Genomic DNA, 15,131 nt, shown 5'->3' with positions numbered 1-15,131 from the left:
ATGAGCCCGGTACAATACCGAGCTCATGCCCAACTGGTTGCATAAAAATAGTTGTCTAACTTTAAGGGGTCACTTCAGTCTTGACTGTTTTTTTATAGATTGCGATTCTCTGTTACAACTTAGGCTCGTTCAATAATGGTATTCAGCGTTGTACGATCCAGATTTTGAACTAGCTTGATGATCAGCTCTTTGGCTGCATCATAATCATCAGTGTGAATAATGGACGAGGAAGTATGGATGTATCGTCCACAGATGCCTATGACAGTGGATGGCACGCCAATTCCGCTCAAGTGCACTTGACCTGCATCGGTTCCCCCTGTGGAGATGAAATATTGATACTTGATTTTGTGAGTTTCCGCCATGTCTTGCACGTACTCCACAATCCCGCGATGTGTAATCATACCTGGATCAAATACCCGCAGCAGTGCGCCTTTACCGAGGTGCCCGTAAGCATTCGGGTCGCCGCCCATATCGTTGGCTGCACTGCAATCCAGTGCAAAGAATATATCCGGCTGAATCAGATTGGCCGCTGTGCGTGCACCACGCAGTCCCACTTCTTCTTGAACAGTGGCCCCCACAAACAATGTATTGGGAAGCTTGTCTTTTTCTTTATGTAATGCTTCAAGCAGTTCAATAGCCAAGCCTACACCGTAGCGGTTATCCCATGCTTTAGCCATGATTTTTTTAGGATTTGCCAGTGGAGTGAAATCACAGATCGGCGCAATGGCCGTTCCTGGTACGATCCCCAGATCTTGCGCTTCTTGTCTGCTGTCTACGCCGATATCCAGATACATATGCTTGATGTCCATAGGTTTGCTGCGTTGCGATTCATCCAGCAAATGAGGCGAGACAGAGCCAACTACACCGATAACTGGGCCTTTTGGAGTCAATACTTGAAGACGTTGTGACATAATGGCTTGGCTCCACCAGCCTCCAACCGGCTGAAAACGAATCATTCCAGTTTCCGTAATACCATTCACGATAAAACCGACTTCATCCAGATGGCCTGCCACCATTACACGTGGTCCACTCTCTTGACCGCGTAGCACCCCAAATAGACTGCCCAATCGATCTTGCACGATTTCATCGGTATAACCGGATATTCGTTCCTTAACCCATGCCCGTAACTCACGCTCATGTCCCGGAATGGAAGGAAACTCCGTTAAGGTTTTAAACAATTCCAATGTTTTTGATTCCATGATGTATACCTCACTCCTTATTAATTAACCAGTGGTCGTCATGTATTCAGTATGAATGGATTTGTATCGAATGTCCACGATATCATTTTCCTGACATAACATTTCTCCAAAAAGCTCATAATGAAAAAGACCCAAGCAATTCGAACCGCCAAGCGCGAAAACTTACAGATAAGGGGTGGTGAATGATGCCAGCTAAATCCGGGCAGCGCGGTTTTCGTACCAATACGTCGCCGCTGTCCATAAATGAGAAGGACTATCAGAATATTTCACAAAAGCATGAACCCTCGAGAAAAGTATTTGCCAATTGTGTGCGCGCTTTTCTGGTTGGAGGCGGGATATGTGTGATTGGGCAGGCGATTCAAGAGGCTTTTATGGCAGGAATGCACATATCAGCCAAGGAGGCCGCCCCGCCGACCTCATCGATGATGATCTTGCTGGCGGTCATATTAACCTGTATCGGGGTTTACGATAAGGTTGCTCAATGGGCAGGAGCAGGAACCGCTGTGCCCATTACAGGCTTTGCTAACTCCATGTGTTCGGCTGCATTGGAATATCGTTCTGAGGGACTGGTGCTTGGAGTGGGCGCGAATATGTTCAAACTTGCAGGCTCGGTTGTCGTATTCGGGGTGGTGGCTGCATTTATCGTAGGCGTTATATATGCCATCCTTGGTGTGGGAGGCAATCACTTATGAGAAGACAGGGCGGACAAACCTGGAAGTTTGAATCGAGACCGCGCATCATTGGAAGTGCCACTGTTGTGGGCCCGGATGAAGGAGAAGGGCCGTTGTCCACAGATTTTGATTATATTTATGACAATATAGAAATCAACGAGAAAACGTGGGAAAAAGCGGAACGTAGATTGATTGAGCATTCTACAGAGCTGGCGCTAATTAATGCCAATTTGAACAAAGAAGAAGTGCAGTTTTTTATTAGTGGTGATCTGATGAATCAGATTATCAGTAGCTCCTTTTCGGCTAGCAAGCTGGCTATTCCCTATTTGGGTGTTTTTGGAGCCTGCTCAACATCAATGGAAAGCTTAGCCTTAGCCGCACTTATTGTGGACTCAGAGGCCGGTGACTACGTGATGGCGGGTACGACCAGCCATAACTGTACTGTAGAAAAACAATTCCGCTATCCTAATGAATACGGATCACAGAAGCCCCCTACGGCTCAGTATACTGTTACCGGTTCCGGCGCCGCAATTGTAGGACATGCCAAGTCAGGGACGGTGGTGGATTGTGCTACCATTGGACGTGTAATGGACATGGGCATTAAAGACCCTTTTAATATGGGTGGAGCCATGGCTCCCGCGGCTGCGGATACGCTGTTGTCTCATTTTCGAGACACTGGTCGTGACCCTGGTTACTATGATCTCATTGTAACGGGCGATTTAGCCTCAGTGGGGCTACCAATTGCCAAGGAGCTGCTCAAAAAAGATGGGTTCGATATGAATCAGACGGAATTTAATGATTGCGGTTTACTGATTTACGACATCAATAAGCAAAAGAAAGTCATTGCAGGAGGCAGTGGTTGTGGCTGCTCGGCTGTTGTAACCTACGGGCATTTATTGAAGCGGATTGAAAATGGAGAGCTGCAAAAGGTACTGGTCGTGGCGACTGGAGCGTTATTATCTCCTTTGACTACACAGCAGGGTGAAAGCATTCCTTGTGTTGCACATGCCGTAGCTTTTGAAGCGGGAGGAACAGTATGATATTTCTATGGGCTTTTTTAGTGGGCGGTGCCATTTGTGTTGTGGGCCAGTTGATGATGGATGTGTTCAAAATGACGCCGGCACATACGATGAGTACGTTGGTGGTTGCAGGTGCAATTGCTGATGCTGTTGGGATATACGATCCGCTTATTAAATTTGCAGGGGCGGGTGCGACCATTCCAATTACCAGTTTTGGTAACTCCCTTGTACACGGCGCATTAACTGAATTGGAGAAGGACGGATGGCTGGGTGTCATTACAGGGATCTTTAGTCTGACAAGTGCAGGAATTTCCTCTGCGATTATTTTCTCTTTTCTGGCATGCTTGTTTGTTCGTCCAAAAGGAAGCATATAAAAGCAGCTTACTTTAGATTTGACATAAAAATAAATGATTATATACATGTGCCCTTCGGATCTAATGACCGAAGGGTTTTTAATTGTTCTGCACACTGAAGATCGAAAAAAGGATGGAGTTTGAATAATACGGGCAGGGGGTTAAGTGTACTCTGTGCCCACCTTCATGTACAATAATAGGAAACATGTTGCTATCTAGGAGGTTTACAGAGCTATGCCCGTACGTCAAGAATCTGTGCAGATTGTATCTGCAATCCGTTCTAATCTGGAATCATGTATATTAGGTAAATCCTTTGAAATAAAATTACTGCTTACGGCTATGCTGGCGGGTGGACACATTCTGATCGAGGACGTTCCGGGTACGGGGAAAACGCAAATGATCAAGGCTCTTGCCAAATCCATGCGCGGTGATTACCGCCGTGTTCAATGTAATCCTGATATTCTCCCGAGTGATATTACAGGGGTATCCATATTTCATCCACGGGACGAGCGTTTTTATTTCCGTCCGGGTCCTGTGATGACTAATATTTTGCTGGCGGACGAAATTAACCGAGCGACGACGAAAACCCAGTCGGCTCTGCTGGAGGTTATGGAGGAACGCAGTGTGACAGTAGATGGGGACACTCATATGTTGCCTCATCCTTTTATGCTGTGTGCGACACAAAATCCGATTGATTTTGAAGGCACTTATATGCTGCCGGAAGCACAGTTAGATCGTTTTATGCTCAAAATCAGCTTGGGTTATCCTGACATGGAGACGGAGCGAAACATGCTGCTTCATCATCAGGCAGGCCAGCCAGCAGACCGCCTGGAGGCTGTAGCTCATATGGAGCAGATTGCTGACATCCAGCAGGAAATTAGAGGGATTTATATGGACGAAGCAGTGACGTCCTATTTACTTGATATCGTTCGTGCGACAAGAGAACATCCATCCGTGCTGCTGGGAGCTAGCCCCCGTGCGGCGCTTGCTTTTGTAATGGCTGCGAAGGCATACGCTTTTCTAGACAACCGTGACTATGTGCTGCCTGATGATGTGAAGGCGCTGGCACCTTATGTGCTAACGCATCGTTTGTTGCTGCGTCCCGAGGCGCGTCTGGACAGTTCCAGTGCCCAGTCCGTGCTGCAGGCTGTCCTACGGCAGGTTCATGTACCCGTACGAATGGAGCGTCCTTAGGGAATGAATATGGTCAAAAGGAAGCGCAGGCTTCCACGGCTGTCAGGCCGCATCTGGCTTCTGGTGGTCATATGGGTGGTATGCCTGCTATATTTGTTGTTTCAGGGCGGCAAGACGTCGGTCATGCTGTTGTCTATGGTTACGCTGTTAATCGTTTATTTATGGATCGTTGGTCTGAGCGGAGTTCGCCGTGTGCAAGGCTCCCGGCAGCTTTCGCAAGGCTCGCAGTTTGGAGAAATGCTGCATGCGGGAGATCAGGTGCATGTAAAGCTGAGCCTCAGTATACCTGGTTTTCTTCCATTACCCTATGTCATTGTCCGTGAGGTCCTCAAGCGACATACAGGTGAATCCTGGTCGTTTGAGGACAGTGTCATTCCCAGTCTAAAAGGGGGCGGTCAGCTTACATTTCAGACTCCTGCTTTAGAGCGAGGAAGCTATCACTTTGAGGATACAGAATGTGTGAGTGAGGACATCTTCGGTCTGTTGGAGCACAAAGGCAGCTTGAACGCACGCGGTGAATTTCGGGTGCTGCCCCGAACGGTATTCATTCCGTATTGGCAGATGAATGATCGTCGCTCAAGGATGTCTGGACCGCAGACCGTTCAAACTCGAACGCGGCGTGAAACGACACAAATTAACGGTGTACGGGATTATGTATATGGAGATCGGTTTTCGCGCATCCACTGGAATGCGACGGCGCGTACAGGTAGCTGGAAATCCAAGGAATTTGAGCATGAGACCGTTCCTAAAACGATGCTTGTGCTGGACGTACACATGAAGCATTATGTAAACGCCGAACAGTTTGAGCTAGCTGTGTCCTCTACCGCTTCATTGCTGGAATATGGTGGACGGGAGCGAATGGGGGTTGGATTGTGCACAGCTGGAGAGAAAGGTACCGTCTTTCAGCCAAGTGAGCAGACAATGGAACGACAACGAATGATGCATCACTTGGTAGACATACACACAACTTCACAAGGTAGCTTGAAATCCGCTGTAGAAAGCAGTGTACGCCAGTTTCCGCAAGGCTGTTATTTTATACTGATTAGTCCGCTGAAGGATTATCAGGCGATGGAGCTTCTTCGCTGGGCTGATACCCGGGGGATGACTCCGTGCCACGTCTATATCGGAGAAGGTTCTGCTGAGGGAGAAGCTGAAGAATGGATGAGCATGCTTCGTGCAAGAGGAATCAAGGGCTACGATGTTGAGACCCTTGAGGAGCTCCCGGCTGTAATGGGGGGAGGGACACTATGAAGAGCTGGTTACAATCGTTAAAGGGTTTCTGGGCCCCCGCTTTTACATTTTTATGGATTATTATTATTGCCATGCAATGGGTTTCTTTTGCTTCCGAATTATGGCTGGAAGAGACAAGAGCACTTGTACTGATAACCATTACGATGCTGGCTCTGGTGAAGATTGTACTACCATTTCGTCCTTGGATTGAATTTATTGTTAAGGCGGCGGCGCTGTTTTTTATTTTGTATCGGACATTGGTGTCTTACTCCATCATTATCCCCTTCGGAGGGGTAGCCAATCGCCTGGACCAATTTATATCCAATATGTCTCCTTATATTTGGTTTTCCCTTATCGCTTGGCTAGTTATTGAAATGGTGCCGCTCATCGTTACAACGAAGCAGCGGATTCTTGTTTTTGTGGGTATTAATATTGCCGCGCTGGCAGTGCTTGATTCCTTCACGCCAACTGTGCTGTGGGAGGAGGTTGCTTGGATCGTCTTTGCTGGTATGGGTTGGCTGGTGACACAGCATCTGCAGTATTTTCGGCAGCATTATCCTCAAGGATGGAAGCATATTCGGCGCTATCCATATAAAATAGCAGCCAATATTGCGGTCATTTTTGCGCTCATTATTATGGCTGGTGTTAATATGCCTGAGGTACAGCCAGCTTTGACGGATCCCTATACAGCGTGGACCCAGAGAGATAGCTCAACCACCGCTGGGATCAGCAATGGATCTGGGGCACTGAATCAGCGGATGAACACCGCATCGGGTTATAGTCGCCAGGATAATCGGTTGGGTGGAGGTTTTAATTTTGATTATTCTCCTGTCATGACCATCACGACCACTCAGCGAAGCTATTGGCGGGGGGAAACGAAACGAACCTATTCTGGTACAGGTTGGAGTGACGGGGGCAACGATGATCAAACACTAAATGATGTGCCGATGACCGCAGAGCTTGAAAACACACAAGAAACACGGCATTCGACTGAGCAGGTCGTTCAGACCATTACGATGCAAAACGACCAGAGCTATCCTGTTTTGTTTGGCGCTTATTCGGTGCAGCGTGTTCAATCGGTGGACAGAGATTCACGGGCAGACGGGTTACGTTGGAATCCGGAACAGGCGGAACTGCTTTGGAATCCATCCTCCCGAAGAACTGCTTATCCTAAAACGTATACTCTGGTATCGCATGTCCCTGTAATCCCTGAGAAAGAGCTACGCACAAAAACTTTTAATGAGTTGTACGGAAAAAATAAACAGGAAGCCTATCTACAAATTCCAGATGAGTTGCCACAGCGGGTTCGTGATTTGGCTCAGAACGTAACGTCAACGGCGAAAACGCCGTATGAAAAAGTCGGATTACTACAGCAGTATTTGCAGCAAAATTATGCATATACGAACAATCCAGACCTCTCACGGAAAAGAAGCAGAGATTTTGTGGATGCCTTTCTGTTTGAGATTCGGGAGGGCTATTGCGATTATTATTCCACCTCATTAGTCATGATGGCTCGCTCTGTTGGGGTTCCAGCCCGCTGGGTTAAAGGGTATGCACCTGGTCAGCAGACGTTTTCAGATGATGCAACAACGGGCGAAAGTGACGAAAATATGTCCTCTTACTCCGTGACAAATGCGGATGCTCATTCCTGGGCGGAAGTATATTTAGGTGAATACGGTTGGGTCCCTGTAGAAGCTACGCCTGGCTTTGATATGCCACTGCTTACGGAACAGGAGGATTCAAAGACTCCAGAAGCCCCTGAGGTTAAAGATCAACCTGAACCAGAACAGCCTGAGCAGACCCCGCAGACTAATCCGGAGGAAGGTTCAAAGATTCATCCTGTAATTATAGGTTCTGCTGTTGCAATTCTGCTGCTGTGGGCTGCTTATATCGTCTGGCGTAATCGGGCAGACATTCACTTTTACCTGCTGCGTTTACGCAGAGGTAAGCCGCTGACTCCGGATGAAAAGGTGGTCGTCGAAACTGAGCACTGGTTAAGGTACATGCGAAGAAGAGGATTTGTCCGCGCCAGTCACGAGACGCTGAGGGAATCAGTTGATAGATGGTCGCTAGAAGTACCGGAACACGCTTCAATTTTACATCAGCTGCTTGGCCGATTTGAACAAGCGCGTTATAGTCCCTCATCTGTAACCGCAGAAGATTGGCATATGGTTCGCCAGCAGGCATCTCTGTTACACAAAGAAGGATGGATAAAACGATGGGCTGGACGAAAAACTGCGACGGATCAGAAGGATCAAGACTAGTCTATTTTTGATTAGGTCCAAACGCCGTCTAATTTAATCTTAAGCTATATATTTAGTGAAAAAGCTGTCCGTTTGTTGCGGATAGCTTTTTACTAAGCCATAGTAATATGGTATAGTTTGTCGTATGAAACTGAGGTGACCGACGTTGTTTGAAATGCTGATGCCCAAATTACGGGTGAATACCGTCTTTGATATTGATCTTGAAGGCTTGTATGCTCAAGGATATCGCGGCATTATTACGGATCTAGATAACACGCTGGTCGGTGCAAAAGCGCCGAATGCGACTCCCGAGCTGGTGGCCTGGTTTGAGAAGGTCAAACAGGCGGGTTTTAAGCTTGTCATCGTGTCTAACAACAATATGGACCGTGTATCCGTGTTTGCTACGCCTTTGGACATTGAATTTATACATGCCGCACGGAAACCCTCCAACTCGTCTTTTCGTAGAGCCATCCGTATGATGGGGCTGACTCCGGAAGAGACTATTATGGTCGGGGACCAAATGTTGACGGACGTATTGGGAGGCAACCGACTGGGATTGCATACGGTGTTGGTGCTACCGATATCCATTCATGATGAAGGAGTCATGACCCGATTTAATCGGCGGTTGGAGCGAATCGCGCTCACAAGGTTACGTAAGAAAGGCTTATGGCTTGAGGAGGAAAAGAAGAATGACTGAAAGACCTGACGGCGGCACTGCCGTCAAATGTAGTGGTTGCGGTATCACCGTGCAGACCACTAGCCCGGAGCTTCCGGGATATATTCCTGAAAAATTGCTTACTCGCGAACCTGTCATCTGTCAGCGTTGCTTCCGGATCAAAAACTATAATGAGACGTCTTCAGTTACGGTGGATCAAGATGAGTTCTTGAAGCTGCTCAGCCAGATTGGCGACAAGGATGCGCTCGTCATCCACATTGTAGATATTTTTGATTTTGAAGGTAGCTTGATTTCCGGTTTGCAACGCTTTGTAGGCTCCAATCCAGTTATACTGGCTGTGAACAAGACCGATTTGCTGCCTAAGGTAACGAATTGGAACAAGGTACGTAACTGGGTACAAAAGCAAGCGAAGGAGCAAGGACTTCGCACGGAAGAAATCGTACTGTGCTCAGCTAAAAAAAATCAGGGCTTTGACCGTCTGTTGGATGTGGTATCTGAGCTCCGTGGTAACCGCGATGTATATGTAGTGGGAGCGACAAATGTGGGTAAATCCACGCTTATTAATCGCTTGATTCGTGATTATAGCGATATGGAGCAGGAACTCACAACGTCCCGTTACCCGGGAACTACACTCGATATGGTGAATATTCCGCTCGACGACGGCAAGCACATTATTGATACTCCGGGTATTGTATACCCTTGGCGATTCAGTGAAATCGTCTCCCGCCAGGACTTGAGCGCTATTATGCCAGACAAGCCGCTGAAGCCTGCTGCATATCAGCTTGATGCTGGACAAACATTGTTTTTCGGCGGTATGGCCCGATTTGATTTTGTGGAGGGTCAGCACCAATCATTTACCTGCTACATTAACGGTGGTCTTAAGATACATCGCACGAAGCTGGAGCGAGCTGATCAGTTGTTCGCTGATCATGCCGGGGAATTGTTATCTCCGCCAACACGCGATCAATTGGCAGAGATGCCGGAATGGACAAGACATGAGTTCCGCGTTCCACGCAAATCTCCATCGGACATCTACATTTCCGGTTTGGGATGGATCAGGGTAAATAGCGAGAACGGAGCTCTGATTGCGGTTCATGCTCCTCGGGGAGTCCGTGTGCTTTTGCGGCCTGCGTTGATATAACGTTGCTGTAACCATGTTATAGGGCGGCAAGGAACAGGTACTGGTTCCTGCCGCCATTCATGTATTTGTGCGGCCTAATATTTTGCAATATGGGGGAGAGCAACGATGAACAGCGGGGAGTCTGAAGCGACCGAACAAGGTCTTGTACTATTGGGCGTATTGGGTGATCCGATCAAGCACTCCAAATCGCCTCTTATGCATAAAATAGCTTTACAGGTAGCGGGGATTGAAGGAGATTTTGTACCTCTTCATGTCAAACCGGATCAGCTGGAAGATGCCATGAAGGGGATTCGCGCTTTGCATTTCCGCGGAGTCAATGTGACGATTCCCCATAAAGTTGAGGTTATGAAATATCTAGATGAGATTGATGAAGGGGCCCGACTCATTGGCGCTGTCAATACGATAGTGAATGACAATGGACGTCTTAAGGGCTATAACACGGACGGAATTGGCTACGTACGTTCCCTCAAAGAAGAGACTTCTGTCGAGTTGAAGGGCGCAAGAATTGCTGTTCTTGGAGCCGGAGGGGCTGCTCGTGGTGTGATTCATGCTCTGTTAAAGGAGCAACCGGAATCGGTTATTATTTTGAACCGAACACGTGACAAAGCTGAGCAACTGGCATTAGAGTGGACGACGGAAGCGATCCCAGTGAGGGGTTATTCCAACGAAGATGCCAAGAGCGTGCTCGCCACAGTGAATGTGTTGATTAACACAACCTCGGTGGGAATGTCTCCTTTATCGGATGAGCTTCCACTGGAAACGAGCTTGATTCCGGAGGGAATCATTGTGAGTGATTTGATCTACAACCCGCTGGAAACGAGACTTTTACAGGAAAGCCGTGAACAGCGCGGCTGCACTGTACATGGGGGTTTGGGCATGTTCGTGTACCAGGGGGCTGTGGCTTTTGAGTATTTTACAGGGGTTGTCCCTGCTGTAGAGCAAATGAGAGCGGCTGTGCTGAGTAGCCTGTCGTAAGTAAGATTGTACATTAAAATTATGGAAATGCTGCATTGTATATGTGGCGACGAAGGGGTTAAATATACATGTTAACAGGTAAACAAAAAAGATATTTGCGTTCAATGGCGCATCATTTGGACCCGGTTTTTCAAGTAGGTAAAAACGGTACGAATGAGCATCTTATGCGTCACATCAACGATGCGATTGAAAAGCGTGAGTTGATGAAAGTGCAAATTTTGAACAACTGTTTGGACGACAAGCATGAAATTGCGGAAGAACTGGCCGCGGAGACAGGTTCTGAGCTTGTACAGATCATCGGGAGCACTATTATTTTGTACAAAGAATCCCGTGATCATAAGGAAATCGAGTTGCCTAGAGGATAACACGCGGGGAGAAAATTATGAAAATCGGTATTATGGGTGGTACATTTGACCCGATTCATATTGGACATCTGCTGGCTGGAGAAGCGGCAAGAGATGCCTATGGGCTGGATCAAGTATGGTTTATGCCTTCTCATATTCCTCCGCACAAGCATCAGGCGGGGGCGAGCGGTAAGGAACGTCTGGAGATGACGAGTGAAGCGGTGGCAAGTCATCCTGCTTTTGAAGTGCTGGATATTGAAGTGCTTCGCGGGGGAGTATCCTATACCATTGACACGATCAAGGAGCTTCAGGAGTTGCACTCTGCTGTGGATTTTTATTTTATTATTGGTGCGGATATGGTGAACTACTTGCCTCATTGGCAGGGAATTGAGGAGCTGGCGCAGCGAATTTGTTTTATTGGTGTTCGGCGCCCAGGATTCCAGCTTGCGTTGGATGAATTGCCGTATTATTTGCAGGACAAGGTACTGCTGGCGGATATGCCGGTGGTGGATATTTCGTCGACGGATATTCGAGAGCGTGCTGCGGAAGGGCGCACTATCCGTTATCTTGTGCCTGATCGTGTGCATGACTATATTACAAGGGGCGGTTTGTATGAAGTACAGCCGTGAGCAATTAATGGAAGCCGTATCTGGTCAAATGCCTGAAAAGCGCTGGAAGCACACACTAGGTGTTATGCATACCTCAGTGGAGCTTGCGCAGCGCTATGGAGCAGATCCGGATAAGGCCGAACTGGCGGCTATTTTGCATGATGTAGCAAAATATTGGCCTGTTCAGCAGATGGAAGAGGTGATTCGCAGTCATCCCGAATGTGATCAGGAGCTTTTGGAACATGACAAGCAGCTCTGGCATTCAGAGGTAGGATACTGCGTTGCAGCAAGAGATTACGGAGTGGATGATCCGGAAATAAGGAATGCGATCCGCTGGCATACGTCAGGACGCGTAGGTATGAGCCTGCTGGATAAAGTCGTGTGTCTTGCTGATTACATCGAACCAGGACGGGATTTTCCGGGGGTTGAGCATATCCGTAAACAGGCAAAGAAAAGCTTGGAGCAGGGCCTTATCGCTGGATTCGACTCCACGATTTCATTGTTGCTGGAAAAGAAAAAGGTTATTTTTCCACTAACAGTCTTGTCGCGTAATGACTTGATTCAACAACTAAAACAGAGAAAAACGGAGGTTCATGAATGATCCTAACTAATGAGCAATTAATGCAAACAGCGGTTGATGCTGCAAATGATAAAAAGGCAATGAATGTTGTCGCACTGGATTTGCGGGGAATATCACTAGTAGCTGATTATTTTGTCATCTGCCATGGTAATTCGGATACACAGGTACAGGCGATTGCAACAGAAATTCGCAAACGCGCTCATGATGAGGGTGTAACCATCAAAGGAATCGAAGGAATGGATTCCGCCCGTTGGGTTCTAATGGATTTGGGGGATGTCGTAGTGCATGTCTTCCATCGCGACGAGCGCGAATACTATAACATTGAACGACTCTGGTCGGATGCTAAGGTTGTGGAAAGGGTATGAGTTTGATCGCCGGTACTTATGTCACCATTATGGTGGATCGTGAGGTATCTCCTTTCGGCTACTTTCTCACTGTTGGTGAGCAGGATGTGCTGCTGCATTATACGGAGCTGACACGTGAAATTGAAGTTGGTGAACGGTTGGAGGTATTTATTTTTCACGATACAGAGGACCGCTTGGCCGCAACCATGAAAAAGCCGTTCTTGTCGTTGGGCGAAATGGCAAAGCTTGAGGTGGCCGATGTGCATCCGCGTTTGGGTTGTTTCCTAGAGATGGGATTGGGTCGTCAGCTTTTGCTGCCGATTCGTGAGTTGCCAGAAAACCGAGATTTACATCCTCAGGTGGGCGACTACGTATATGCCATTATGGAGCATGACAAGCAAGGCAGACTGCGGGCTAAGCTGGCAGGGGAACAGGAGCTTGCTCCGTTGTGCTTTCACGCCCCTGATTCGTGGCTGAATACGTGGGTGCAGGCGACTGTGTACAAGCCGCTTCAAATGGGCACGTTCGTTCTGGTGGACGGAGGTGTGCTTGGTTTTGGTGCGATTGGGATGATTCACTCCTCGGAACGCAACCGGATGCTTCGCTTGGGCGAAGAGGTTAAGGTACGGGTCACACTTGTTCGCGAAGACGGTCGGGTCAATCTGGCGATGTCGCCACGCAAGGAAGTAGGCCGTGATGAGGATGCGGAGCGGTTGATTGCTTTTCTGAAGGAGCGTCCAGGTGGCGGCATGCCTTACTCTGACGCAACGCCGCCGGATATTATCAAGCAACGGTTTGGTATTAGTAAATCCGCCTTCAAGCGTGCGATGGGCAAGCTGATGAAGGAAGGAATGGTTACACAAAAGGAAAACTGGACCTACCTGGTGGAGAAAATGCCGAAACCGAAGGACGGGAATGGGGAATAAAAATGGCTTCTTACCGGAAGTTTGCCTATGTGTATGATGAGCTGATGCAGGACATGCCGTACCCGGACTGGTTACGCTTTGCACGGCAGGCTTGGGATCAGTACGGTATGCCGCATACGGTGGCTGAGCTGGGCTGTGGAACGGGTTCGATTACGATTCCCCTAGTTAACTCGGGCTTCGAAGTGTCTGGAATCGACTTATCCTCTGACATGCTGGCAGTAGCCCGTCGCAAAATGGAAACCACTCCCCAGGGACAGCGATTGTTTCGTGAGGGAAGCGTTCGCTGGATACAGCAGGATATGAGAGAATGGGTTTTACCCGAGCCTGTGGATTCTGTAATTTCTTTTTGCGATTGTCTGAATTACTTGTTGGAGGAAGAAGATATAATTTCTACTTTTCGTAGAACTCATGCTGGTCTGAAGCCTGGCGGAACCTTCTTGTTCGATGTACATCATCCGCAGACGTTTTTACGTTATGATGAAGAGCAGCCATTCGTACTGGATGATCGCTCTATCTCATATATCTGGACATGTGCGTTGGACACTCCACGTTGTGAAATTGAGCATCATCTTAGTATCTTTGCAAAAGCAGAACATGAAGGACGCGATCTGTATCAGCGTTTCGAGGAAATTCATGTACAGCGTGCCTATGATCCAGATTGGATGAAGGCAGAATTGTCCAAAGCAGGTTTTCGTGATGTGAAGGTATATGCGGATTTTGAATGGGTAGAAGCAGAAGATGACGCGGCGAGACTGTTTTATGTTGCTGTAAAATAGTGAAGACTCATTGAGCAAATTTAGGAAAAGAAAGACGCTCTTCATGATGACATGAAGGGCGTCTTTTTGCACTCATATATTCACTTTATAGTTCAACTGAAGCTCATCACCCGGTACACCCCGAATACCCCAGTTCTGTTTGGGCGTTTCAAATATAGTAATCTCAAGATCCTGTGGAGCAATGCCAAAATGGTCCGTAATTCGTTGGAATAACAGCTGGATGAGCTGCTTCTTAGCTTCTGTCGTTCTGCCTTCAAAGATACTGATTTCAATAATGGTGTACGCCTCAGAGCGACCATCGGCATATATAAAGTCTTCCTGATCCATAGGGAAAAAACGATGAAACCTCTTGTCTGGAGGATATTTGAACGCATCCACCACAGCAGAATGAATCACCTCTGATAGTTGCTTTTTGATTGGATTTAGAGTTTCTTTTATTCCAAAAATTTTAATCTGTGCCATGTCTCAGCTCACCTTTCTTATCTCAACTCAACTCAATTTGCATCAATTTAATTCGAAGTTATTATAAAACATTCGTATGCATGTGTCATGAAAAATTAGTATGAAGAGGGTCTTTAACACCAAAGCTAGTCCTTATTTGACTTTTTTCGCGGTTTTCAATATAATAGTGCCATTATTAACGGTTAAACAATCGCTGATGAGGAATAGTAGCTTTGTCTGGACATATAGAGAGCCGGCGGGTGGTGCAAGCCGGTTGACAGCGCAAAGTGAACTCGCCTCGGAGATATGCGTCCAACGCAGGAACGCCTTTACAGGTGCTTGTATCCTGTTATTAACCCGCATCGGATCACCTCCGTTATCAGGTGCAAAGGGAGTAGAACGCGAAGAACG

At 47.5% G+C, this 15,131-nt stretch carries 17 protein-coding genes and 1 other annotated feature (1 of these 18 running past the window's edge); of the genes, 15 read left to right on the top strand and 2 right to left on the bottom strand.

The genetic code is table 11. From position 1 onward, the window contains the following. Positions 1–119 precede the first annotated feature (119 nt). Positions 120–1,199, bottom strand: a complete 1,080-nt coding sequence (locus NLX74_RS23855) for a M42 family metallopeptidase (protein ID WP_254330632.1) — start codon at positions 1,197–1,199, stop codon at positions 120–122. A 185-nt stretch (positions 1,200–1,384) separates the two neighbouring features. Here NLX74_RS23855 and spoVAC point away from each other — a divergent pair, with 185 nt between their 5' ends. The 15 genes from spoVAC to NLX74_RS23780 all read left to right on the top strand — a co-directional run bounded on the left by spoVAC (position 1,385) and on the right by NLX74_RS23780 (position 14,279). Next, the gene (gene spoVAC, locus NLX74_RS23850; protein ID WP_025723396.1) at positions 1,385–1,891 is read left to right on the top strand and encodes a stage V sporulation protein AC; all 507 of its coding nucleotides are present in this window, start codon (positions 1,385–1,387) and stop codon (positions 1,889–1,891) included. Continuing rightward, the gene (gene spoVAD, locus NLX74_RS23845) at positions 1,888–2,910 is read left to right on the top strand and encodes a stage V sporulation protein AD (protein ID WP_254330630.1); all 1,023 of its coding nucleotides are present in this window, start codon (positions 1,888–1,890) and stop codon (positions 2,908–2,910) included. The genes spoVAC and spoVAD overlap by 4 nt, the downstream gene beginning before the upstream one ends. Further along, a complete protein-coding gene (spoVAE, locus tag NLX74_RS23840) occupies positions 2,907–3,263 on the top strand; it encodes a stage V sporulation protein AE (protein ID WP_013311204.1) in 357 nt (118 codons plus the stop codon). Before spoVAD ends, spoVAE begins: the two co-directional genes overlap by 4 nt. Positions 3,264–3,476: 213 nt before the next feature. Continuing rightward, positions 3,477–4,436, top strand: a complete 960-nt coding sequence (locus NLX74_RS23835) for an AAA family ATPase (protein ID WP_103049576.1) — start codon at positions 3,477–3,479, stop codon at positions 4,434–4,436. A gap of 3 nt (positions 4,437–4,439) precedes the next feature. Next, positions 4,440–5,687 carry a DUF58 domain-containing protein gene (locus tag NLX74_RS23830; protein ID WP_254330629.1) on the top strand — a complete coding sequence of 416 codons (1,248 nt, stop codon included), beginning with the start codon at positions 4,440–4,442 and terminating at the stop codon, positions 5,685–5,687. After that, positions 5,684–7,930 carry a transglutaminase TgpA family protein gene (locus NLX74_RS23825; protein WP_254330623.1) on the top strand — a complete coding sequence of 749 codons (2,247 nt, stop codon included), beginning with the start codon at positions 5,684–5,686 and terminating at the stop codon, positions 7,928–7,930. Before NLX74_RS23830 ends, NLX74_RS23825 begins: the two co-directional genes overlap by 4 nt. A 145-nt stretch (positions 7,931–8,075) precedes the next feature. After that, complete coding sequence (locus tag NLX74_RS23820) at positions 8,076–8,606, top strand: YqeG family HAD IIIA-type phosphatase (protein WP_013311200.1); 531 nt, start codon at positions 8,076–8,078, stop codon at positions 8,604–8,606. Then, positions 8,599–9,726 (top strand): ribosome biogenesis GTPase YqeH, encoded by a 1,128-nt coding sequence (gene yqeH, locus NLX74_RS23815; RefSeq protein ID WP_039272319.1) that lies wholly within the window; start codon positions 8,599–8,601, stop codon positions 9,724–9,726. Before NLX74_RS23820 ends, yqeH begins: the two co-directional genes overlap by 8 nt. A 105-nt stretch (positions 9,727–9,831) precedes the next feature. Further along, positions 9,832–10,701 carry a shikimate dehydrogenase gene (aroE, locus tag NLX74_RS23810; RefSeq protein ID WP_254330622.1) on the top strand — a complete coding sequence of 290 codons (870 nt, stop codon included), beginning with the start codon at positions 9,832–9,834 and terminating at the stop codon, positions 10,699–10,701. 68 nt (positions 10,702–10,769) lie between these two features. After that, on the top strand, positions 10,770–11,066 hold the full coding sequence (yhbY, locus tag NLX74_RS23805; RefSeq protein ID WP_013311197.1) for a ribosome assembly RNA-binding protein YhbY: 297 nt from the start codon (positions 10,770–10,772) through the stop codon (positions 11,064–11,066). 17 nt (positions 11,067–11,083) lie between these two features. Then, the gene (gene nadD / locus NLX74_RS23800; protein WP_254330620.1) at positions 11,084–11,674 is read left to right on the top strand and encodes a nicotinate-nucleotide adenylyltransferase; all 591 of its coding nucleotides are present in this window, start codon (positions 11,084–11,086) and stop codon (positions 11,672–11,674) included. Continuing rightward, entirely contained in the window at positions 11,658–12,254 is a 597-nt protein-coding gene (gene yqeK / locus NLX74_RS23795) for a bis(5'-nucleosyl)-tetraphosphatase (symmetrical) YqeK (protein WP_235309299.1), read from the top strand. Before nadD ends, yqeK begins: the two co-directional genes overlap by 17 nt. Beyond that, positions 12,251–12,598: a ribosome silencing factor gene (rsfS, locus tag NLX74_RS23790; protein WP_254330618.1), complete on the top strand. Its 348-nt coding sequence runs from the start codon at positions 12,251–12,253 to the stop codon at positions 12,596–12,598. Before yqeK ends, rsfS begins: the two co-directional genes overlap by 4 nt. Further along, positions 12,595–13,503 carry a CvfB family protein gene (locus NLX74_RS23785; protein WP_235309301.1) on the top strand — a complete coding sequence of 303 codons (909 nt, stop codon included), beginning with the start codon at positions 12,595–12,597 and terminating at the stop codon, positions 13,501–13,503. The genes rsfS and NLX74_RS23785 overlap by 4 nt, the downstream gene beginning before the upstream one ends. 2 nt (positions 13,504–13,505) lie before the next feature. After that, complete coding sequence (locus NLX74_RS23780) at positions 13,506–14,279, top strand: class I SAM-dependent DNA methyltransferase (protein ID WP_254330611.1); 774 nt, start codon at positions 13,506–13,508, stop codon at positions 14,277–14,279. A gap of 72 nt (positions 14,280–14,351) precedes the next feature. Here the strand turns inward: NLX74_RS23780 and NLX74_RS23775 are convergent, their stop codons facing one another. Then, on the bottom strand, positions 14,352–14,741 hold the full coding sequence (locus tag NLX74_RS23775) for a tautomerase family protein (RefSeq protein ID WP_039272313.1): 390 nt from the start codon (positions 14,739–14,741) through the stop codon (positions 14,352–14,354). 184 nt (positions 14,742–14,925) lie between these two features. Continuing rightward, positions 14,926–15,131, top strand: a binding site (T-box leader); it runs 51 nt beyond the window's last position.

Origin of the sequence: Paenibacillus sp. MZ03-122A, from assembly GCF_024213325.1 — a bacterium.
GTDB classification, from domain to species: Bacteria; Bacillota; Bacilli; order Paenibacillales; family Paenibacillaceae; genus Paenibacillus; species Paenibacillus polymyxa_B.
Note: the sequence above shows the minus strand (reverse complement) of the source record. Positions and strands in the feature narration are given on the sequence as shown.